We start from the raw sequence: 20146 nt of genomic DNA on the forward strand, positions 1-20146 counted from the left end.
GCCGCCGGAGTCGGCGGCATCGTCGGCGCCTACGTGCTGCTGCGGGTCCCCGCGCACTGGCTGCCGGCGATGGCGCTCGCGTTCTTCGCGCTCGTCCCGTCGGCCTCGATGAGGATCGCGATGCCCTCGCGAGCCGCCTCTCGGCGGCTGGGACGCCTGCGATGCCGTGCCCTCCTCCTCCACTGCTCGACCCTGGCGCCGACCCCCGGGGAGGAGGGGTCGCGTCGGTCCTGCCGCGGATCAGGCGGGGCCCTCCTGAAGCCAGCGGCGGAAGGTCTCAACCGAGTCCTTGTTGGTGAAGGGCGGGACGGTGTGGCCACCCTTGAAGCCGTCGCTGCTGTGATACGCGATCGTCGCCTCCTTGGCGACGGGGAGCGCGAGGCGGCGGAGGCGTCCGCCGTGCAGCTCGGCAGGAGCGAGCTGGTCGGCCGTGCCGGCGCTGACGCGCAGACGCATGCCCTGCCAGGCGGACTGCGGCAGCCGGGCGGGGTTGGTCGCGCGCATCAGCGCCCGGTCTCCGCCGTACACCGCGAGGACGCGGTTCGGCTGGCTGTCGTCGCGCGCCGCGAGGTCCTCGACGTCGAAGACGCTGCTGGCGTGGTACGCCCCGTAGATGTTCGGCACCATCTTCTTCGCGTAGGCCCAGCACATCATCGCTCCGCCGCCGGAGTTCGAGCGGAGGAAGCTCCCGCGGACGTTCCAGAGACTCTGCACCCAGGCCGTGGCGGCCGTCTGCACGGCGAGCGCCGTGGGGTTGGTGTAGTTGCTCGGGCCGCCGAAGTTCGGGCAGATGCTGACGAAGCCCAGATCGACGAGCGGGTCGGCCGAGTAGTTGTACGCATTGTAGAGCGCCGTGTAGGCGCTGCCACTGGCGTGGTAGAACCACGCCACCGGAACCGGGGAGCCGGATCCCGGCTTCGCCGAGTGCGGGACGAAGAGCTGAGTGAGGTCGTTGCCGATCTTCACGTCGATGACCTCGTACGGCTTTTTGCCGTTCCTCGAGAAATTGGTGTCGAGGCGCGAGACCTCGCCCGGGAGCCTCGGGATCACGCTGTAGTTCGGCGCAGCGAGCGCCGGGGTCGCCACCAGCGCGGAGGCGGTCGCGGCGGCTCCGACAGCGGAGGCGGCGAGCAGGAGGCGGCGCGAGAGGCCGCGCGGGGTGTCAGTCATATCGAGAATCCTTCGGAGCTTTCGCCATCAGTGTCGAGTCGGCCGACCATTCCGAATTCGACGCACATGAAGTGACGTCCGGCCCCCCAACCCATTCGAGAGTGTACGGGCCGCGGATGACGCGTGGATGTCGTTCTCATCACGTCTGGTCGCTCGGGCGGGGATCAGCGGGAGGAGGGGAAGAGACGGCGGGAGAGGCCCGAGGACTTCTCGGCCGTCTCGTGCACCACGAAGGGCACGGCGGAATCGGCGGAGACGACCCGCCTCGCCGCGGCGAGTTCGAGCGTCTCGCGGGAGAGGCCCTCGATGTCGACGGTGACCGCGAGGCCGGAGTCGGCCAGGCGGGTGGCGATCTGCACCTGGTGGTCGTCGACGTGCTCGCCGAACGAGGCGCGGCGCGGAACCAGGATCGGCACCCGGCCCTGCTCGATGGCGCTGAGCGCGGTGCCCACTCCCCCGTGCGCGATGACGACGTCGGCCGCCTTCATCGCGGCGTTGAGCTCGTCGTGCGGCACGGAGTGGCGGCCGTCGATCCCGAGCCCGGAGACGTCGTTCGCTCCGGTCTGCCAGAGCACCTCCACGCCCTCGAGCAGCGGCGCGAGCGCGGCGAAGAAGCGGGGGAACGGGTAGCCGTCCTGCGTGCCGACCGAGACCACGGCGCGGCGGATCGGCTGCGGGACGACGTCCTCGACGCGGTAGGTGTCGAAGATCGAGCCGCCGAAGCTCCAGCGGTCGTCGGCCCAGGAGCGGTACTGGGTGTAGGTCGAGACGGCGGGGACCCGGGCGAGGATCCGACCGGTCATCGACGGGCCGAGCACGCGGGCGGCGCTCTCGATGTAGTGCGCGGGGATGCCGCGCGAGGCCGCGAGCGGCAGGAAGGAGAGCGCGGGGCTGGCGCCGGTGCTGAAGACGGCGTCGAAGGACCCGCGGGCCAGCAGGGAGCGGCCGATCATCGCGTTGCGGAGCACCGGCACCACGGCGCGGGGCGGCGGATCGGCGAGGTGGGTCACGCGCCGGTCGGCGAGGAGGGTGCGGCTGAGGGCGCTGTCGACGGTCGCCCAGTGCTGCTCCTCCGGGTCGACTCCGAGGAGCCCCGAGAGGGCGAACATCTCCTTGAGATGCCCGCCGCCGGAGCAGACGAAGAGATACGAAGCCATACGCGCCTTCACTGGTGATGATCGAGATAACAGGCGTGTGGATGATCGATCGTCCGCCGAGAACGACCCCCCGGTCCCTGGTGCAGAAGTCGCCCGATCATAGCAGGGAGGGTCTCCGAGGGGCACTTCTCTGAGAGAACTGTTCACCTCGCCGGAAAGCGATAGGGGCTCATTCGACAGGCGATATCCGCTCACTTCTCCGGAGGGTGGAAAGCAATATCCGCTCGACTCGGGGATGGCCGGGAACGCCCATCGAGCGCTCGATACCGAACTGGCCGATTCCCGTCGATCACCTGCACCGCACGGGCCGCGCGCGTAGCGTCGGACCACCGGCGCAGAGGCCGGTCGACCCAGGAGGAGCGCCATGAGCGACAACGAGCAGAACAGCCCCGTGATGGACGGAGCCGAGGACGCCAGCAACGACGAGAAGCTCGGCGGCCTGATCGACCAGGTCGAGCACGACCACGGAGCCGAGGGCGCCGGCGCGATGGCCGACGCGCTCCGCGACCGCGCCGACGAGACCGACACCGAGATCACCGAGGAGTCGGACGCGTCCGGCCCGGTCGAGGACAGCGGCACCGCCCAGGTGTGAGCGACGGGGCCCGGAGGACGACTCCGGGCCCCGCTCCCTGATCGCTGGGGAGAGCGGTGGGCCCTCCGGATCGCTCGTCAGAGCGGCCCGGCGAGCGCCGCCCGATGTGCACCGGAGCGGCCCGGTGAGCGCCGCCCCACCCCCAAAGCCCTGTTTGACGGTGCGGGAGCCGCCGGTCACCATGGCCGCATGTCCTCTCTCGACGAGCTGCGCGCCACCGCGCATCCGATCCGCCTCCGCCTGCTGTCCCTGGTGACGGGAGCGGCGATGAGCGCCGCGGAGGCCGCCCGCGAGCTGCAGCTGTCGCAGGCGACGGCGAGCTACCACTTCCGCGTGCTGGAGCGCGCCGGGCTCGTGGCCGTCGTCGAGACCGTGCGCCTGCGGGGCGGCGAGGCGAAGAGGTACCGGCACGAGGCCTCCGGAAGGCCCTTCGACGTGACCGCTTCCGTGGACGCAGGGCCGGAGGAGGAGCGGGACCTGCACCTCGAGGCCCTGATCGAGGAGCTCCGGCGGCGCTCGTCGAGCCGGGCGGACGGTCCTCAGCTCTCGACGGACGCGGAGCTCTGGGTCGACCCCGAGGTCTGGCGGCGGGTCGTGCGGCACGTCGGGGAGGCGTCCGCGCTGCTGCACGCGGCGGCCCGGCCGCCGAGGACCCCCGGGACCGCGCCGGTGTCGATGACGACCGCGATGTTCCCGCTCCGCCGGCCGTGACCCGCGACGGGCGCGGGCCGCTGGCGCACGGTCCTCTTGCGCACGGCCCCTTCCGCTGGCTCCTCGCCGCCCGCACGACCGGCGTCCTCGGCAACGCCGTCGCTCCGATCGCCCTGGCCTTCGCCGTGCTGGACCTGACGGGCTCGCCGACGGACCTCGGACTCGTCGTCGCCGCGCGCTCCCTCGCCAACGTCGCCGTCCTGCTGCTCGGCGGCGTCCTCGCCGACCGGATCCCCCGCTCCGTGATCCTCGTCGGCACCTCGCTCGCGGCGGCGGCCACTCAGGCCGCGGTCGCCGTGACGGTGATCACGGGGACGGCGACCGTCCTGGCCCTGGTCGTGCTCAGCGTGCTCAACGGCGCCGTCGCGGCGATGAGCCTGCCCGCAGCGGCCGCCCTCGTCCCCGAGACGGTGCCGGTCGGCGAGCTCCGCCCGGCCAACGCCCTGCTCCGCCTGGGCCTGAACGCCGGGAGCATCGTCGGCGCCTCGGGCGGGGCCGCGCTCGTCGCACTGGTGGGTCCCGGGTGGGGGCTGGCGGTCGACGCCGCGGGCTTCGCCCTGGCCGCGGTCCTCTACTCCCGTGTGCGGCTGCCGCGGACGGTCCGCTCGGGCCCGGGCGCCTCCGTCCTCGCCGACCTCCGCGAGGGGTGGCGGGAGTTCACGAGCCGGCGCTGGGTGTGGATCGTCGTGGCGCAGTTCACCGCCGTCAACGCCGCGTTCGTCGGCGCGACCACGGTCCTCGGCCCGGTCGTCGCCGACCGGTCCTTCGGCCGAGCGGCATGGGGACTCGTGATCGCCGCGCAGACCGTCGGCCTGGTGATCGGGGCCGTGATCGCGCTGCGCTGGCGGCCCCGCCGTGCGCTGGGAGCGGGCGTCGCCCTCATGGCGGTGACGGCCGTCCCGGTCGCCGCCCTCGGGATCCTCCCGGCGCTCCCCGCCCTCCTCCTCGCCTTCGCCCTCGGCGGAGTCGCCCTCGAGATCTTCGCCATCGCCTGGGACCAGACGCTGCAGACCCACGTCCCCCGCGAGGCGCTCGCCCGGGTCTACTCCTACGACATGGTCGGCTCCTTCCTCGCCGTGCCGCTCGGGGAGGCGCTCGTGGGCCCGCTCGCCGACCTCGTCGGGCTCGACCGCACCTTGCTCGGCTGCGCCGCGGTCGTCCTCGTCGCCTCGCTCCTCGCGGCCTCCAGCAGGAGCGTCCGCGGGGTGGGCACGGACCGTCCGCGGCCGCAGACGCTCTAGCGCGTCACGGGAGGCGCGGGTGCGCAGGAAGGGGCGCACCACCCGGAGTCCGGGGGGAAGCAGCTCCAGGACGCCGTCCCAGGTGGCGGGGACGTCGGGGAAGCCGTGCACGAGCACGAGCGGAGTGCCGTCCTCCGGTCCCTCGTCGAGGTAGTGGATGTCGGTGAAGCGCGTGGACAGGACGCGCGCACCCGTCCCCTCCTGCTCCGGCCCGTCCGAACGGGAGTGCCGCGGCCCGCTCACGGGCGGTAGAGGGAGTCGACGGGGACCTCGCGGCTCGAGCCGTCCCGGGTGGTGATCGTGACCGTGCCGGCGGGCCCGGCGGCGAGACCGTCGGACGAGGGCCACCAGGCGGTCCAGGAGCCGCCCTCGAGGGTCGCGACGACCGGCTCGACACCGGCCTCGTTCAGCACCACCGATTCCACGTCCGCGCCCGCGAAGCCGACCGCGTAGATCAGAGCGGCGTCCCCCTCTCCGAAGGTTCCGGCCGAGCTGAGCTGGACGGCGTCCGCGGCGAGGGGGCCGACCGGTGCGGCGTCCGCCACCTCCCACATCCCCGCGCCGTTCCCGGCGCTGAGGCAGTAGTAGAGGGAGTCGTCGAAGCGGTAGATCATCGAGGCGGCGTCGCCGCGCGCGTCGAGGTGCGAGACCTCCGCCGGCCCGGCCTCGCCGTTGGGGCTCTGCAGGTTCGTCGCGCACCACTGCGTCGCCGACTGCCCGAGCTCGGAGCTCGGCAGGAGGCGCTCGGGGATCGCGGTCCAGGAGGCGAGCACCGCGCGGTTCAGCCCGACGGAGCCGGTGCCGGGGATGAGACCCGGGACCACGACGACCACCGCGGCGGCGGCTGCGGCGGCCAGGAGCACGGTCGCCGCGCCGGCGACGGCCCAGTCGCGGGGGCGGAGAAACGGGGAGCGGCCGCGTCCGCGCTGACCAGGATCTCGCCGAGGAGCGCGTCCCGACGTGCGGCCTCGGCAGCGGTGAGGGAGGTGCGGGGCTCGGCGTCGTGCGCGCGGAGCAGGTCGAGGAGCTGGTCGGTCATGAGAGGGTCCGTTCTGCCGTGCCGGAGAGGATGGTGGAGTCGAGGGGGGCGAGCAGCGCCGCCAGCCGCCGCTTCGCGCGGGTGAGCCGCATCGCGTAGGCGGCCCGGGAGCAGCCGAGCACCTGCGCCGCCTCGGCCTGCGGGAGGTCCTCCCACACGTGGAGGGCCAGAGCCTCCTGCTCGGCGAGGGGCAGCCGCTTCCACGCGCTCTCCAGGTCGAGGCGGTCGCCGACCGACGGGTCGGCCTGCTCCTCCGGGGCGAGGGTCCCGATCCGCACGGCCAGCGCCTGCCGGCGGTTCTCGCCGCGGGCGGCGTTGTGCGCGGCGCTCCGTGTCCGGGCAGGATCCACCGCGCGGGGCAGATCCTGCAAGCGGCAGGCGGCGATCCGCATCGACCGCACGCCGGAGAGGAGGGGCCCTCGGCGGGTGGCGGGCTGTCGGAGGGAGCAGCGGACGCGCGGTCATCCCCGAGGCGCACCGGACGCGACTCCCGGACGACGCACCGGACTCCTCCGGCCCGGGACTCTGGCAGAACGCCGCCGAGCCTCTGGTCCCGGCGCCCGTCCCGCCCAAGGAGACCTTCGTGAACCGCGCCCTCGCTTCCGCCGCCGCCTCAGCCCTCGTCGTCGTCGACGTCGTCCAGCGCGCCGCTGACGCCCGATGACCGGCTCCGGGAAGCCGGCCGGCGATCAGGCTCCGCTCCGCCTCGCGCTCGTGCACGTCGACTTCTGGTCGGCCGTGAAGCTCTCGTTCCTGCTCGGCCTCGCGCTCGCGGTACTCGGCCTCGTCGCCGTCCTGGTCGCCCATCCGCTGCTCGTGCACTCGGACCTCTTCACCCAGGCCGACACGCTCCTCGGGCAGGTCGTCAGCGATCAGGTCGACCTCGACGCGATCCTCTCGCTGCCGAACGTGCTGGGCTTCGCGCTCGTCGGAGCCGTGCTGAACACCGTCGTCGCCACCGCCCTGGGCGGGGTGGGGGCGCTGCTCTTCGGATCCGCCGCCGCCCTCGCGGGCGGGCTCCCGGTCGACCTCGCCCGGCACTGAGGGGCTCCGCTCCGACTAGGCCGCGAGCCCTCCCTCGGGAACCGGGGACGGACGGTCGTCACCGAGGAGCGGCGCCTGCTCGGGCTCGGCGGCGACGACCATGTCGCGCCCGGACGCGGGGGTGAGGAGCTCGCGCAGCCAGAGGCGGTTCACGGCGTGCAGACGGGGACGATCGAAGCGGTACTCCAGCACCGCGTTCGGCTGCACGAGGATCGCGTGCGAGCGCGGCTCCGACTCCTGCAGCGTCCTCCAGGTCAAGCGGAACGGCTGTCCCTGCTCCATCCGCGCGCGCACCGCGATCCGCACGTGCGCGAGCGTCCGGTCCTCGAACTCGATCCGGCGCCGCCAGGCGCCGAAGATCAGCACTCCCACGGGGCTCTCCTCATCGTGTCGGTCGAGCAGCCCGCAGAACGGCGGGGGCGGCGGGCGCGAGGCTCGCAGGGCCGGACCGCCATCGGACGGTCCGGTCGTGGGGACCGGAGTAGAGGTGGGTCCGAGGCTGGTCCCTTCCCGGAGGTGTGCGGACGGAGTGCGCTCCCGCGTCAGTCGGCGAAGATCGCGCCGACCGGCTCGCGCTTCTCGGCCTGGAAGCGGTCCTCGGCGCGGCCGAGAGCCCAGTAGGCCGAGAGCGAGAGCGCCCGGCGCTCCACGCCCCACTCGTCCTGCAGGAGGGCGCGCAGCTGCTTCATCGCGGTGCGCTCGCCGTGCGCGAAGACCTCGAGCACGCCCTCGGGCCTCCGCTCGGCCCGGACGGCCGCGACCAGCGCCCGGCCGGCCTCGAGACCGCCGCGGTGCAGCCAGCGCACCTCCACTCCGGCCGGAGCGGGAAGCGCGAGCTCGTCGGCGGCCGAGTCCACCTCGATCAGGACCAGGCCGCGGGCGTGCGCGGGCATCACCTCGAGGGCGGAGGCGATCGCCGGCAGAGCGGAGTCGTCGCCGAGCAGCAGGTGCACGGCCTCGGGGTCGGCGCTCGGCGACCAGGCGCCACCGGGCGCGGAGAGGGCGATCCGGTCGCCGGGTGCCGCGGCGAGCGCCCACGGCCCCGCCACCCCTTCGTCGCCATGCACGACGAAGTCGACGGCGATCGAGCGCCGCTCGAGGTCGACCGAGCGGACGGTGTAGGTGCGGCGCACGGGCAGCTGCTCGGGGGCGACGCTCGCCCGGAGCGCGTCGAGGTCGAAGGGCGGCTGGAGGTCGGAGCCGCGCGGCGGGAGCAGGAGCTTCACGTAGCGGTCGGTCGCGGCGAGGCGCTCGGGGTCGGACTCGGCGAGGAACGCGTCGAGCCCGTCGCCGCCGAGGTGCACGCGGACCAGGTGGCCGGTGAGGCGCTCGGTCCGCAGCACGGTGAGCACGTACTGGCTGCGGGCACGGCGCGGGCGGTCGGGGGACGGGGCGGCGTCGGTCATCCGTCCAGCATGCCCGGTCGTGCTCGGTGCGGGCCGAGTGCGGGCGCCCGCGGGCGGGCGCCGAGGGGTCACGAACGGTCGCTTCGGAAGGGCGGAAGGAGCCGTTCGTGACGCATCGGAGCAGGCCGAGGCGGGACCGGGACGTCGCGGCGGGGATCCGCGCGAGGCGGCGGCACGGGCGGGCGTGCGGACGAGCGGGCACCGGGGGGTCACGAACGGTCGCTTCGGAAGGGCGGAAGGAGCCGTTCGTGACGCATCGGAGCAGGCCGAGGCGGGACCGGGACGTCGCGGCGGCGCCGAGCGCGAGGCGGCGGCGCGAGCGCGCGTACGGACGAACGGGCGCCGAGGGGTCACGAACGGTCGCTTCGGGAGGACGGAAGGAGCCGTTCGCGACGCATCGGAGCAGGCCTTGGCGAGGCCGGGGCATCGCGGCGGGGATCCGCGCGAGGCGGCGGCGCGGGTGGGCGCTGATCCGTCGCTCACGGCCCGCGGAGGAGCGCAGGACGGGCCGTCCGCGACGGATCGGAGCGGGCCGGGCGCGACTGGGCGCCGCATGCGGAGCGAGCGCGGGCCTGCCGGACGGCGCCGGGCGTCGATCCGTCACGAACGGCCCGTGCGGGAGGACGGAACGGGCCGTCAGCGACGGATCGAAGCGGGCGGCCGGAGGCCCGGGCCGACGGAGCGGAGCGGACAGCAGCGCGCGTGGGCGGGGGCGGGCGGCGCCGCGCCCGGTCAGCGACGGCTGGGAGCGAGCGGCCGGAGGCCCGGGCCGACGGAGCGGAGCGGACAGCAGCGCACGTCGGCGGGGCGGGCGGCGCCGCGGCCGACGGCCCGGCGGACGGCCGGTGGCGCGAGGTGCGCTCGCGCGGGGCGCGGCGGCGGGGGCGCGCCTACTCTCGCGGGATGACTTCGACGGCTCCGCGACTCCGGCACGACCGACTGGTCGCCCCCGACGTGCTGCGCGGAGTGGCGGTGGCTGCCATGCTCGTCGCGCACGCGATGCCGCTCGTGCCGAGCGCGCGCACGGGGGTCGTCGGGTTCCTGGCGTGGAACGTCAACGATCTCGCGTCACCGCTGTTCGCGCTGGTGATGGGGATGTCGGCGGCCCTGGTGCTCGCGCGGCCCGGTGCCTCCCCCGGGCGGGTGCTGCTGCGGAACGCGATCCGCGGCGCGGTGCTCGTGGCGCTCGGCGTCTGGCTCGAGACCTGGGGCAGCTGGATCGCGATCGTGCTGCAGTACCTCGGCGTCGTGCTCGTGCTCGGCACGCCGCTGCTGCTCGTCCGCTCCCGGACGATCGCCGCGCTGGCCGCCGTACTCGCGCTCGCCGCGGGGCCCGTGAACGCCGCGGTCGCCGCCGCCGCATCCGGCTCTCCGCTCGCCCTCTGGCTCTTCACCGGGCCGAGCTACCGCGCGACCAACCTGCTCCCCTTCTTCCTCCTCGGAGCCCTGCTGCTGCGGCACGGCGCGCAGCGCGACCGGCTGCTGCCGGTGCTCGCGGCGGTCGCGGTCGTCGCGTACCCGGTGCGGCCACTGGTCGCGCTCCTGCTCGGCGTGGAGTCGCCCTCCGGCAGCCTCCCGGACACCCTGCACGACCTCGGGCTCGTGCTCCTGGCCTACGTGGCGGTGGTGCTGCTGACCACGTCGCGCTCCACCGCGGTCCAGCGGCTGCTGGTGCCGCTCCGGGCGATCGGCACGCTCGCGCTCTCGGTCTACGTGCTGCAGGTGGCTCTCGTCGCGGCGCTCGCGCGGGCGGGCCTCGGCTACTCCGCCGACACTCCGCTCGCCGCTCTCGCCCTCGTGCTCGGGCTGTGCGCGGCCGCCGTGCTGTGGTGGCGGTTCCTCGGTGCGGGCCCCGTCGAGCGGCTGACGGCGCGGCTCACCGGGCTCGTGCCGCGCTGAGCCGCCCGGCCGCCCGGCTGGGTCCGCGGCGAGGACCTGAGCCCGCTGCGGTCCGCGGCGAGCTCGCCTGAGCTCGCGTCGGACCGCGGCGAGCTCGCCTGAGCTCGCGTCGGTCCGCGGCGACCTCGGCTGAGCCCCCGACGCCCGACGGCCCGTACACGGGCGCAGACCGCCGGGCGTCCCCTCCCTCAGCGCGCGAGCGCCGACGCCTCCTTCGCGAGGGCCGGGCCGTGCGCCGCGAGCACCAGGTCGCGCATCGCGGTGGCCGGGAGCGACGCGGCTCCGGCCGGCAGCAGGTCCGCGTCCGAGGCCAGCACGAGCGGAGTGTCCGCCGACGAGGACGGCAGCCTCCCGTGCGTGCCGCGCACGAGCGACGCGTCCAGGGGAACCAGGTTCATCGCGTAGCGCAGCCCCAGCGCCTTCTTGGCGAGGTTGCCCGCCGCCTTCGCCTTCACCAGCGGGTCGGCCGGGTCGAAGAAGAGCTCGGCCGGGTCGTAGCCGGGCTTGCGGTGGATGTCGACGCCGCGGGCGAAGTCGGGCGCGCGGTCGTCGTCGAGCCAGTAGTAGTAGGTGAACCACGCCCCCGGCCGGGCGACCACGACGAACTCGCCCGAGCGCTCGTGGTCGAGGCCGTAGCGGGCCTGCGCCTCCCGGTCGAGCACCTCGTCGACGCCGTCGAGCCCCTCGAGGATCGAGCGCACCCGCGGCAGGTCCGCCGCGTCCAGCACGTAGACGTGGGCGACCTGGTGGTCGGCGACGGCGAACGCGCGCGACGTCCACGGGTCCAGCTGCTCCCGGCCGTCCTGCACGTAGACCTCGAGCAGGCCCTCGCGGCGGAGCGCCCGGTTCACGTCGACCGGGGTGTCGGCGTCGGCGATCCCGTACTCGGCGACCACGATCACCGACGCGCCCAGCGCCTCCGCGTCGTCGAGCAGCGGAGCGAGCACCACGTCGAGCTCCGACGCGGCCCGGCGCGCCTCGGGCGAGTCCGGACCGAAGCGCTGGAGGTCGTAGTCGAGGTGCGGCAGGTACGCCGTGGTCAGCTCGGGCGGTCCGGAGCCGTCTCCGGCCAGCACGTGCCGGGTCGCGTCGACCATCCACTGGGTCGAGCGGAGCGACGCGGTCGGCCCCCAGTACTGGAACAGCGGGAAGGCGCCGAAGCGCGAGACCAGCTCGTCGTGCAGCGCCGGCGGGCGCACGTACGCGTCCGGCGACTTGCGGCCGTCGGCGTGGTAGATCGGGCGCGGAGTGACGGTGACGTCGGTCGTCGCCCCCATCGCGTACCACCAGCCGATGTTGGCCGCGCGGTACGGCTCCCCGCTCAGCCGGCGCGCGGTCTCCCAGACCTTCTCCCCCGTGACCAGGCGGTTGTGCTGGCGCCACAGGTGCACCTCGCCGAGGTCGCGGAAGTACCAGCCGTTGCCGACGATCCCGTGCTGCGCGGGCATCGAGCCGGTGAGCATGGTCGACTGCACGCTGCAGGTGACCGCGGGCAGGACCGTGTCCAGCGGCAGGCGCCCGCCCGCGCGGGCCAGCCGCGAGAGGCGGGGCATGTCGGCGAGCGCCGTCGAGGTCAGCCCGACCACGTCGAGCAGCAGCACGGGCCTCACAGCGCCGCCGCCTGCGGGAGGAGGGGCGCCAGCAGCGCCTCTCGGGAGGCGGGCGTGAGCAGGTGCGCGGCCGCCCAGGCGAGCTCGGCGCCGATGCCCGTCGAGAGGTCGCTCGGGGCGTCGGCGAGCACCGACCAGGTGTAGGTCTCGACGTCGAGGTGGATCTCGTCGTACGGCCAGGCGGCGTCGACCGCCGAGACCGCCTCCGCCAGGACTGCCGTGGTCGCCGAGAGCGGCGCCTCCGGCCGGTGGTGCAGCGGCACGTGGAAGTGCACGCGCCACGGGCCGGTGCCGGGGAGCGTGTCCAGCGCCTCGGGCAGGTCGTCGACGCGGAGCACCCCGTCGATCCCGTTCTCGCGGGTCTGGTGCAGGTAGCGCTTCTCGACGAACGGGGTGAGCGCGGCGCGGCCCGAGGGGTCCTCCAGGTGGAGCGCGGCCGAGGCCTGCACCTTGACCACGCGCAGGCCCGCGTCGCGGATGCGGCGGACGGCCGAGACCGGGTCGGCGAAGGAGACGGCGAGGTGGCAGGTGTCGAGGCACACGCCCACGTACGCCGGGTCGACCACTCCGATCCGCGGGTGCAGCCAGTCGACGACGTCGTCCACGGTGTCGAGGATGCAGCCGGGCTCGGGCTCGATCGCCAGGCGGATCGCGTGGCCGGTGGAGCGGCGCAGGTCGCGCAGCTCCTCGACGAGCCGGGCGAGGTTCCGGCAGGCGGCCTCGTCCTGCTCCCGTCCCCAGCCCTCGCGCCAGCCCAGCGGCAGCGTCGAGATGCTGCCGTCGGCGCCGGCGGGCAGCAGGTCGGCCAGGATCCGCGCGCAGTCGATCGTGTACTGCAGGCGCTCCGGCGTGGTCCAGTCGGGGCGGTAGACGTCGAGCTTCACGACCTCGGCGTGGAACGCGGCGTACGGGAAGGCGTTGAGTGTGCGCACCTCCAGGCCGTTGCGCTGCAGGGCCGCGCGGAGGACGGCGCGGTCCTCGGCGCTGGCGACCAGGCGGGCCGCGAGGTCGCGCGGGATCCACAGGCCTACTCCGACCAGGGCGAGCCCGGCGGCCACGCGCGCGGGCCCGGCGTAGACGTCGAGCTGGCGGACGACTCCGGCCAGGTCCTCGGCGGGATGGACGTTGGTGCAGTAGGAGAGGTGCATCACACGACCTCCGCCACGCGCGGCGCGCCCCGGAGCACGGAGTTGCCCTCGAAGGTGCGGCCGGCCGACTCCTGCACGTCGAAGCCCGCGACGGGCGAGAGGTCCAGGCGTCCGCTCTGCCCGTAGAACTCGACCGGGTTCTGCCAGAGCAGCCGGTCCACGTCGCCCGCGCTGAAGCCGGCGACGAGGAGGAGGCGGCCGGTCTTCGCGGTCGTGAGCGGGTCGGAGCGGCCCCAGTCGGCGGCGGAGTTGACCAGCACGCGGTCCAGCCCGATCCGCTCGACCAGCGTCACCAGGCGCGTCTCGTCCATCTTCGTGTCGGGGTAGATGGAGAATCCCATCCAGCAGCCGGAGTCGCGGACCGCGTCGACGGTGACCTCGTTGAGGTGGTCGACGAGGACCCGCCCGGGCTCGAGCCCCGAGTCGGCGACGACCTCGAGGGTGCGGCGGGTGCCCGACTCCTTGTCGCGGTGCGGGGTGTGCACCATCGCGGGGAGGCCGTGCTCGCCGGCGAGCTCGAGCTGCTGGCGGAAGACCTGGTCCTCCTCGGGGGTGAGCGAGTCGTAGCCGGTCTCGCCGACCGCGACGACGCCGTCCTTGGCGAGGTAGCGGTCGAGCTCGGGCAGGACGGCCCGGCAGCGCGGGTCGTTCGCCTCCTTCGGGTTGAGCCCGATGGTGCAGTGGTGGCGGATGCCGAACTGCGCGGCGCGGAAGCGCTCCCAGCCGATCAGGGCGTCGAAGTAGTCCGTGAACGAGCCGACGTTCGTGCGCGGCTGGCCGAGCCAGAAGGAGGGTTCGACGACCGCGCGGACGCCGGCGTCGAACATCGCCTGGTAGTCGTCGGTGGTGCGGGAGGTCATGTGGATGTGCGGGTCGAAGATGCGCATCGTCGCGCCTTTCTCATCGGTGGTGGTGCCCCGTGGTCGGGGCGGCGTTCGGGGGCGGTCAGCTCGGCAGGAGCACCGCCAGATCGTCCGGGAGCGGGCGCCCGGCCGCGCGGCGCTCGTCGGCGAAGCGGCCGGCCATCGCGCGCAGCTCGGCGTCGCTGCGCTCCTCCAGCCCGGCGACCGCCGCGAGCGGGACGCCGAGGAAGACGAGCTTGAGCACCCCGTGCCGCCAGGCGTGCGCGTCGAGGTGGCGGCGGGCGAAGGAGCCCATCGCCGCGGCGACGAGCCGGGTGTCGTTGGCGCGCAGGGCGTCGGCGGTCAGCTCGAGGCCGGCGAGGGTCGTCGCCGGTCCCGGGTCGCCGAGGGCGTTCAGCCCGGCCAGCACTCCGCGGCGCTCGGCGCCGTCCCCGCCGCGGTAGAGGCGGAGGAGGAGAGCGGCCAGGTCGTCGTCGCCGAGCGCCTGCGCCGCGGCCTGCACCAGGGCGGCGCGGGCCGCGTCGTCGTGCGTGCCGTGGACGAGGCCGTGCGGGTCCTCGGCGGGCCGGAGCGGCTCGCGTCCGGCCTCGCGGCCCGCGGCGGGGAAGAAGCGCTCGATCCGCGACGGGCGCTCGAGGACGGCGGAACGGGCGGCCGCGGTCCACGGGTGCCCGGCGTGCGACGAGGCGCCGCCGAGCGCCTCCTCCATCGCCGCGAGGCTCGCCACAGCCAGGCGGGGCGCGTCGTGCGAGTGCCGGGGCAGCTCGACGGCGGCGATCCCGCGGTAGCCGATCTCGGCGAGGGTCGCGAAGGCGGCCGCGAGGTCGAGCGATCCGGTGCCGAGCTCGAGGTGCTCGTGCCGCTCCGGGAGCATGTCGTCGACCTGCACGTTCAGCAGCAGGTCCCCGGCGCTGCGGAGGGCTCCGACCACGCCGTCCGGCTCCACCACGACGCAGTGGCCGAGGTCGACCGTCAGCCCGACCGACTCCGGGTCGCCGAGCTCGCGGCGCAGCAGCAGCGCGTCGGCGACCGTCTCCACCAGCATCCCCGGCTCGGGCTCGACGGCCAGCCGCACGCCGTGGCGCTCGGCCGTCGCGACGACGCCGCGCATCCGCTCGACGAGCAGCCGCCAGGCCGCGGCCGCATCGACGCCCGCCGGCACGACCCCCGACCAGAGGGAGACGGCGTCGGCGCCCAGCAGCGCGGCGATCTCGATCGCGCGCTCGAGGAAGCGGACCCGGGGGCCGGCCTCCTCGTCGACCAGCGTGGGGCGGTGCTTCGCGAACGGGTCGAGCAGGTACCGCGCGCCCGTCTCGACGACCACGCGCAGGCCCAGCTCGTCGAGCCGCGACCGGAGCGCCAGCGTCCGCTCGCGCCAGTCGGCTGCGAAGGGATCGAGGTGCGGGTGCCCGAGGGTGAGCGCGACGGCGCGGTACCCCGCGGCGTGGATCACCGTGAGCGCGTCGTCGAGGGTGTGGTCGGCGAAGCCGTTGGTGCCGTAGCCGAGGACGGGTCCGGTGGCGCTCATGTGATGTCCGCCGTCCGCGGGCGGCGGAGCAGGAGGGAGCCGAGCGCGTCGAGCGCGAGCAGCGCCGCCCCCAGCTCGGGACGCTTCAGACCGGCGAGCGCGGCCTGCAGCGGGATCATCCCGGTGATGCCCGCGCGGGTGGCCGTCCGCGCGGCCGCGGCCGTCGGCGTCCGCACGGCCTGCAGCTGCGCGGTGAGCACGAGCAGGAGCCAGCGCCCGAGGCCCGCGGCGACGACCGCGGCGGGGGCGGCCCGGCGCTCGGCCAGAGCGCCGGCCGCGGTGGACAGCGCGATCGCCGCGGTGCCGGCCGAGACCGCTCCCGCCGCGACCGGGGTGGTGCCGTGCACCTCGCCGCGCGAGAGCACGGTGACGCCGAGCGTGTGCGCGGCCACGGCGGCGGAGGCGGGGGCCGCCGCGCGCACGCCGTCGACGCCCGCGCCGAGCAGCACGTCGAGACCGCGGCAGGCCGCCATCACGACCGGGCCCAGCGGAGTCGGCTTCGCGAGCAGGTCGTACGACCAGATCCCGGCCGCGAGCGGCAGCGAGAGTGCGAGCGAGCGCCGCCCGTCCACGACGGCCGCCACGGCGATCCCCGCCGCGGTCAGCGCGGCCGCCGTGCCCAGCGCCGCCGAGCGCCGGATCCGCCCCGAGGGGATCGGCCGCTCGGGCCGCTCCCGGGCGTCGAGCTCGGCGTCCGCGTAGTCGTTGAGCGCCATGCCCGCCGAGTAGAGCAGCGCCGAGGACAGCGGGAGCGCGACCGTGCGCGCTCCCACGCCGCGGCCCGCCCATGCTCCGCCGGCGACGGTGTCGCCGATCACGGTCAGCGCGGCCTTCGCGCGGACGAGCTCGAGGTAGTCGCGCAGCTCAGCCATCGCTCCGCGTCCCGCTCGTCACCGGGGTGCGGCGCTCGGCGACGAGCGCGCCGGTGCGGGCGGACCAGGCCACCAGCTCCGCCGTCTGCTCGGCGAAGCCGTGCACATCGCTGCCCCACGGGTCCTTGAAGAAGAAGCCGAGCTCGCCGACCGGGCCCGAGACGCCGGCCTCGTCCGCGAGCGCCAGCAGGCGGGCGAGGTCGAGGATCAGCGGCGCCGCGAGGGCCGAGTCGTACGCCGACCAGATCGTCTGCACCGTGATCCGCGAGCCGAGGAAGCCCTCCGCGTGCACGTGGTCCCAGGCGGTCTTGACGTCGCCGAGGTCCGGGACGTTGTCGATGTGGAGCGGAGTGACGACGTCGTCGCCGAGGAGGGAGCGGAGTCCGCGGTTCTTCGAGACGAGCTTCGAGCGCACCGCCTCCGGGTCGGCGAGGGTCTGCCCGTCGCCGCCGCCGAGGAGGTTCGCGCCCGCCCACGAGAGCACGCGCATCCCGCGCGCCGTGAACATCGGCGCGAGCACACTGCGGAGCAGGGTCTCCCCCGTCTTGCCGTCCTGGCCGGCGATCGGGATCCCGGCCTCGGCGGCCCACTCCTCCAGGGCCGGCAGGGCCAGCGCGGTCGAGGGAGTGAAGCAGGCGTAGGCCGCGCCCGCGACGACGGCCGAGAGGGCGGCGATCGAGCTCGGCGGCAGGAGGCGCTCGCCCGGACGCGCCAGGGCGGCGCGCAGAGCGGCGAGGTCGTGGAACTCGGGACGGTCGGCCGGCAGCACCTCGGTCGAGGCGACGTCGATCACGACGACCCGGGCGAGGCCGTGGCGCTCGCGGAAGGCGACGATGTCGGCGGCCCGGCGGTCGATCTCCTCCTGCTGCGACGCGGCGTCGGCGGGGGCGAGGCGGATCTCGGCGTCGGTCGCGTCGATCCGGTCGGCCACCTCGGCGACGACCGAGGTCGGGAACATGCCGCCGGCCGCGAGGCCCGTGGCCTTCTCGAGCAGCGGGGTCGGCGAGACGTCGTGGCCGCCGATGACGATGTCGGCGAACCCGGCGAGCGGGACGTCCTCGAAGGCGGGGGTCGCGGTGGCGCAGCCCGAGCTGGGCGCGGCTCCGGCGGCGATGGCGTGCAGGCCCACGGCGGCCGTGGTGGCGACGCTGCCCCGGGCCCCGATCAGCCAGAGGCCGATGCGCCCGCTCGATCGGGGGGCGCCTGTGGTGGTGGTGTCGGACGAGGTCATCGTTCTCTCCTGTCTGGAAGGGCTGGCTGAGCGGCGATCGTCGGGGCGCACCCGGGCGATCGGAGTGGGGAGGGGCCGCGGCCGGGCGCGCGTCGCGCCTCCGGCCGGCCGTGTTGCGCAGGACCCGCACGCAGGGCCCGCCGAGATTGCGCAACCGTGCGTCGACTGGTTTCCTCAGGTGTGCTGTCCCCCGAACCCGTCCTCCGGGCCGAGAGAAGGAGCTGAGCGTGGCCGAGCGCGCCGGTACCGCGACCGGCGACATGCTGAGGCTGTTCGCCGACGGTCGACCGCGCACCCGCGCCGAGCTGGTCGAGGAGACGGGTCTCGCGCGGACCGCGGTGATGACGCGCCTGGAGCAGTTCTTCGAGCTCGGACTGATCGCGCACCTCGACCGCGCTCCGTCGACCGGCGGCCGTCCGTCCGCGCGTCTCGTCTTCGACCCGGCCGTCCGCTCGCTCCTGGCCATCGACCTGGGCGCGGCGCACTCGACCATCGCGCTGACCGACTTCGACGGCCGCATCATCGCCGAGCGCCGCGAGGAGCTCGACATCGCGCAGGGCCCCGTGGCGGTGCTCGGGCACGCGCTCGACGTCTGCGACGGGATCCTCGCCGCGGCCGGGGTCGACCGCTCCGCCCTCGCGGGCATCGGGGTCGGCGTGCCCGGCCCGGTGGAGCACGCGAGCGGCCGCCCGGTGCGCCCGCCGATCATGCCCGGCTGGGACGGCTTCGACATCCCCGCCTTCGTGCGCCGGCGCTACGACACCACGGTGCTCGTCGACAACGACGTGAACCTGCTGGCGCTCGGCGAGCGGGCCTCGCGGTTCCCGCACGCCCTCGATCTGATGTTCGTGAAGGTCGGCACCGGCATCGGCGCGGGCATCGTCTCGTCCGGGCTGCTCCAGCGCGGAGCCCTCGGCTCCGCCGGTGATCTCGGCCACGTCCAGGTGCCGCGCACGGCCCCGGCAGCGGCGGGAGGTCAGGAGGGAGACCTCGAGGCGGTCGCGGGCGGCTCCGCTCTGGCCGCCGGGCTCGCCCGGGCGGGCCGCGACGTGCAGTCGGTGCGCGAGCTGATCGACCTGCTGAAGGCGCGCGATCCCGAAGCCGTCGAGGCGGCGCGGATCGCGGGACTCCAGCTCGGCGAGGTGCTGGCCACCTGCGTGAGCCTGCTGAACCCCTCCGTCATCGTGCTGGGCGGCGCGGTCGCCCTCGCCAGCCCGGAGATCCTGACGGCCGTGCGCTCGGTGATCGACGAGCGCTCCCTCCCCCTCGCGACGCAGCGGCTCGACGTGGTGACCGCCGAGCTGGGCGGCAGCGGGGGCGTGCGCGGTGCCGCGCTGATGCTGCGCGGGCACCTGCTCAGCCCCGCCGTGGTGGACGGCTTCCTCGAGCAGCTGCGCGCCGAGGGGCGGGCGGTCCGCTAGAGCGGCGGCCGCGCGTTCGGAGGCGGTGGGCCGCGCCGGCGCGATCCCCCGTGGACCGCGTCGGCCGCACCCGGTCAGGAGCGGACCTCCGCGCGGTCGGCGTCCTCCGGCTGGGCGCCGAGAGCGGCGGCGACGGCGGCGTCGATGCGCGCCTGCTCCCCCGCGGCCCGGCGGCGGCGGCGGACGACGGTCAGCACGATGAGCCCGATGAGCAGGGCGAGGAGGAGCACGGCGCTCCACGGCACGGCCGCGGCCGAGGTCTCGGCGGTGGCGACCGGCACGTCGGGGACGACGACGGCGGAGTCGGCCTGCGCGGCCTGGTCGGCGGTGACGACGGTGCCCGAGAGCGCGGCGCGGGCGGTCGCGACGAAGAGCGGCCAGACTCCGGCGACGGTCACGGTGCGCGAGACGGAGGTTCCGGGGAGGAGCTCGGGCAGCGGCTCCGGGTCGGTCGCGGACACCGGCGCGAGGCCGAAGAGGCCGGCGACGCTGATCTCGGCGCCCGGCGCGATGCGGGTGTTGCCCGCGTTGGTCACGGTGTAGTCGACGGTCGCGGAGCCGGGGGCGAAGGGGTTCCAGCCGCCCTGGTACGAGACGGCGAGGCCGTCGATCGACAGGCGCGGGGCGAGCTCGCCGCCGACGCGGAGGTACATGCGCGAGCCCAGGCGCCGGTCGACCGAGACTCCGGTCTCGCCCTGCACCAGGATCGAGGAGACAACGCCCGCGGCGTAGTCGCCCGGGGTCACGTCCTCGGGGACGACGACCTCGAACGGGACCTGCACGCTCTCGCCGGCGGGCACGGTGACCTCGGGCTCGGGGAACGCGATCCAGCTGCCCAGCTGCGTCGAGGGCTCCGCGGCGGGGAGCAGGTCGAGCTGGCCGGCCTCGGTGATGAAGCCGTCGGAGCCGTAGACGCGGAACGTCTGCTCCTCGTCGTCGTAGTTGGAGACGATCAGGGCGTCGCTGAGGCGTCCGCCGGGATCGAGGGCGTAAGCGTAGTTCGGCCGCTCGCTGCCCTGCTCGGTGTCGGCGGGGCGCACCCCCCAGGTGACCGGCGTGGAGGCGGGGTCCGCCTCCTGGGCACCCGCCTGAGCCGAGAGGCCGCCGGCTGCGAGGAGCGTCATCAGCAGCAGGGCGGCGGTGGTGCGGGAGGTGCGTGGCATGAGCGACATCGATCAGGCTTCCGTTGCAAGGGGGGATGCCTCCCCGCGGGA

19 protein-coding genes are annotated in these 20146 nt (G+C 75.1%); 6 read left to right on the forward strand and 13 right to left on the reverse strand.

Going from position 1 to position 20146, the window contains the following annotated elements:
• Positions 1–240: 240 nt before the first annotated feature.
• Together C5C30_RS06770 and C5C30_RS06775 are read right to left on the reverse strand one after the other, a co-directional pair.
• Complete coding sequence (locus C5C30_RS06770) at positions 241–1170, reverse strand: S9 family peptidase (protein ID WP_104333405.1); 930 nt, start codon at positions 1168–1170, stop codon at positions 241–243.
• 164 nt (positions 1171–1334) lie between these two features.
• Entirely contained in the window at positions 1335–2327 is a 993-nt protein-coding gene (locus C5C30_RS06775; protein ID WP_104260670.1) for a glycosyltransferase, read from the reverse strand.
• A gap of 364 nt (positions 2328–2691) precedes the next feature.
• Between C5C30_RS06775 and C5C30_RS06780 the strand changes: the two genes are divergently transcribed.
• From C5C30_RS06780 to C5C30_RS06790, 3 genes are all read left to right on the forward strand, one after another.
• Complete coding sequence (locus tag C5C30_RS06780; protein ID WP_104222474.1) at positions 2692–2919, forward strand: hypothetical protein; 228 nt, start codon at positions 2692–2694, stop codon at positions 2917–2919.
• A gap of 189 nt (positions 2920–3108) precedes the next feature.
• Positions 3109–3630 carry a helix-turn-helix domain-containing protein gene (locus C5C30_RS06785; RefSeq protein ID WP_104222473.1) on the forward strand — a complete coding sequence of 174 codons (522 nt, stop codon included), beginning with the start codon at positions 3109–3111 and terminating at the stop codon, positions 3628–3630.
• Positions 3627–4871 carry an MFS transporter gene (locus C5C30_RS06790; protein WP_258065830.1) on the forward strand — a complete coding sequence of 415 codons (1245 nt, stop codon included), beginning with the start codon at positions 3627–3629 and terminating at the stop codon, positions 4869–4871. The genes C5C30_RS06785 and C5C30_RS06790 overlap by 4 nt, the downstream gene beginning before the upstream one ends.
• A gap of 239 nt (positions 4872–5110) precedes the next feature.
• Here C5C30_RS06790 and C5C30_RS06795 read toward each other — a convergent pair whose 3' ends face one another.
• Together C5C30_RS06795 and C5C30_RS06800 are read right to left on the reverse strand one after the other, a co-directional pair.
• Complete coding sequence (locus tag C5C30_RS06795; protein WP_104333407.1) at positions 5111–5734, reverse strand: hypothetical protein; 624 nt, start codon at positions 5732–5734, stop codon at positions 5111–5113.
• A gap of 172 nt (positions 5735–5906) precedes the next feature.
• Positions 5907–6260, reverse strand: a complete 354-nt coding sequence (locus C5C30_RS06800) for an RNA polymerase sigma factor (protein WP_219827782.1) — start codon at positions 6258–6260, stop codon at positions 5907–5909.
• Between the two features lie 310 nt (positions 6261–6570).
• On the opposite strand from C5C30_RS06800, the gene C5C30_RS06805 reads away from it, so the two are divergent.
• Entirely contained in the window at positions 6571–6954 is a 384-nt protein-coding gene (locus C5C30_RS06805; protein ID WP_104333409.1) for a DUF3566 domain-containing protein, read from the forward strand.
• Positions 6955–6969: 15 nt separating this feature from the next.
• Here C5C30_RS06805 and C5C30_RS06810 read toward each other — a convergent pair whose 3' ends face one another.
• Both C5C30_RS06810 and C5C30_RS06815 read right to left on the reverse strand, forming a co-directional pair.
• On the reverse strand, positions 6970–7326 hold the full coding sequence (locus C5C30_RS06810; protein WP_104263227.1) for a hypothetical protein: 357 nt from the start codon (positions 7324–7326) through the stop codon (positions 6970–6972).
• A gap of 170 nt (positions 7327–7496) precedes the next feature.
• Positions 7497–8360 (reverse strand): siderophore-interacting protein, encoded by an 864-nt coding sequence (locus C5C30_RS06815; protein WP_104333410.1) that lies wholly within the window; start codon positions 8358–8360, stop codon positions 7497–7499.
• Between the two features lie 903 nt (positions 8361–9263).
• Here C5C30_RS06815 and C5C30_RS06820 point away from each other — a divergent pair.
• Positions 9264–10259: a DUF418 domain-containing protein gene (locus C5C30_RS06820; RefSeq protein ID WP_104333411.1), complete on the forward strand. Its 996-nt coding sequence runs from the start codon at positions 9264–9266 to the stop codon at positions 10257–10259.
• A gap of 188 nt (positions 10260–10447) precedes the next feature.
• Here C5C30_RS06820 and C5C30_RS06825 read toward each other — a convergent pair whose 3' ends face one another.
• Genes C5C30_RS06825 through C5C30_RS06850 form a run of 6 tightly spaced genes read right to left on the reverse strand, consistent with a single transcriptional unit; the run spans position 10448 to position 17511 of the window.
• Complete coding sequence (locus C5C30_RS06825) at positions 10448–11869, reverse strand: alkaline phosphatase family protein (protein ID WP_104333412.1); 1422 nt, start codon at positions 11867–11869, stop codon at positions 10448–10450.
• Positions 11866–13017 carry a metabolite traffic protein EboE gene (gene eboE, locus C5C30_RS06830; protein ID WP_104222467.1) on the reverse strand — a complete coding sequence of 384 codons (1152 nt, stop codon included), beginning with the start codon at positions 13015–13017 and terminating at the stop codon, positions 11866–11868. The genes C5C30_RS06825 and eboE overlap by 4 nt, the downstream gene beginning before the upstream one ends.
• On the reverse strand, positions 13017–13904 hold the full coding sequence (locus tag C5C30_RS06835) for a TatD family hydrolase (RefSeq protein ID WP_104222466.1): 888 nt from the start codon (positions 13902–13904) through the stop codon (positions 13017–13019). Before C5C30_RS06835 ends, eboE begins: the two co-directional genes overlap by 1 nt.
• A gap of 58 nt (positions 13905–13962) precedes the next feature.
• A complete protein-coding gene (locus C5C30_RS18015) occupies positions 13963–15408 on the reverse strand; it encodes an EboA domain-containing protein (protein ID WP_104309259.1) in 1446 nt (481 codons plus the stop codon).
• A complete protein-coding gene (locus C5C30_RS06845; RefSeq protein WP_208543324.1) occupies positions 15405–16280 on the reverse strand; it encodes an SCO3242 family prenyltransferase in 876 nt (291 codons plus the stop codon). Before C5C30_RS06845 ends, C5C30_RS18015 begins: the two co-directional genes overlap by 4 nt.
• A complete protein-coding gene (locus C5C30_RS06850) occupies positions 16273–17511 on the reverse strand; it encodes an inositol-3-phosphate synthase (RefSeq protein ID WP_104222464.1) in 1239 nt (412 codons plus the stop codon). The genes C5C30_RS06845 and C5C30_RS06850 overlap by 8 nt, the downstream gene beginning before the upstream one ends.
• Before the next feature lie 227 nt (positions 17512–17738).
• Here C5C30_RS06850 and C5C30_RS06855 point away from each other — a divergent pair, with 227 nt between their 5' ends.
• Positions 17739–18932, forward strand: a complete 1194-nt coding sequence (locus C5C30_RS06855; protein ID WP_244229502.1) for an ROK family protein — start codon at positions 17739–17741, stop codon at positions 18930–18932.
• 74 nt (positions 18933–19006) lie between these two features.
• Here C5C30_RS06855 and C5C30_RS06860 read toward each other — a convergent pair whose 3' ends face one another.
• On the reverse strand, positions 19007–20095 hold the full coding sequence (locus tag C5C30_RS06860) for a hypothetical protein (RefSeq protein ID WP_146081490.1): 1089 nt from the start codon (positions 20093–20095) through the stop codon (positions 19007–19009).
• Positions 20096–20146: the final 51 nt, after the last annotated feature.

The organism is Rathayibacter sp. AY2B5, from assembly GCF_002931645.1.
Classification (GTDB): Bacteria; Actinomycetota; Actinomycetes; order Actinomycetales; family Microbacteriaceae; genus Rathayibacter.

What these genes read in the sequence shown, in the direction of transcription:
- C5C30_RS06775 (WP_104260670.1), bottom strand. Translation starts at nt 2,327, where the DNA reads ATGGCTTCGTATCTCTTCGTCTGCTCCGGCGGCGGGCATCTCAAGGAG.
- C5C30_RS18015 (WP_104309259.1), bottom strand. Translation starts at nt 15,408, where the DNA reads ATGAGCGCCACCGGACCCGTCCTCGGCTACGGCACCAACGGCTTCGCC.
- C5C30_RS06815 (WP_104333410.1), bottom strand. Translation starts at nt 8,360, where the DNA reads ATGACCGACGCCGCCCCGTCCCCCGACCGCCCGCGCCGTGCCCGCAGC.
- C5C30_RS06820 (WP_104333411.1), top strand. Translation starts at nt 9,264, where the DNA reads ATGACTTCGACGGCTCCGCGACTCCGGCACGACCGACTGGTCGCCCCC.
- C5C30_RS06805 (WP_104333409.1), top strand. Translation starts at nt 6,571, where the DNA reads ATGACCGGCTCCGGGAAGCCGGCCGGCGATCAGGCTCCGCTCCGCCTC.
- eboE (WP_104222467.1), bottom strand. Translation starts at nt 13,017, where the DNA reads ATGCACCTCTCCTACTGCACCAACGTCCATCCCGCCGAGGACCTGGCC.
- C5C30_RS06785 (WP_104222473.1), top strand. Translation starts at nt 3,109, where the DNA reads ATGTCCTCTCTCGACGAGCTGCGCGCCACCGCGCATCCGATCCGCCTC.
- C5C30_RS06860 (WP_146081490.1), bottom strand. Translation starts at nt 20,095, where the DNA reads ATGCCACGCACCTCCCGCACCACCGCCGCCCTGCTGCTGATGACGCTC.
- C5C30_RS06845 (WP_208543324.1), bottom strand. Translation starts at nt 16,280, where the DNA reads ATGGCTGAGCTGCGCGACTACCTCGAGCTCGTCCGCGCGAAGGCCGCG.
- C5C30_RS06850 (WP_104222464.1), bottom strand. Translation starts at nt 17,511, where the DNA reads ATGACCTCGTCCGACACCACCACCACAGGCGCCCCCCGATCGAGCGGG.
- C5C30_RS06770 (WP_104333405.1), bottom strand. Translation starts at nt 1,170, where the DNA reads ATGACTGACACCCCGCGCGGCCTCTCGCGCCGCCTCCTGCTCGCCGCC.
- C5C30_RS06780 (WP_104222474.1), top strand. Translation starts at nt 2,692, where the DNA reads ATGAGCGACAACGAGCAGAACAGCCCCGTGATGGACGGAGCCGAGGAC.
- C5C30_RS06835 (WP_104222466.1), bottom strand. Translation starts at nt 13,904, where the DNA reads ATGCGCATCTTCGACCCGCACATCCACATGACCTCCCGCACCACCGAC.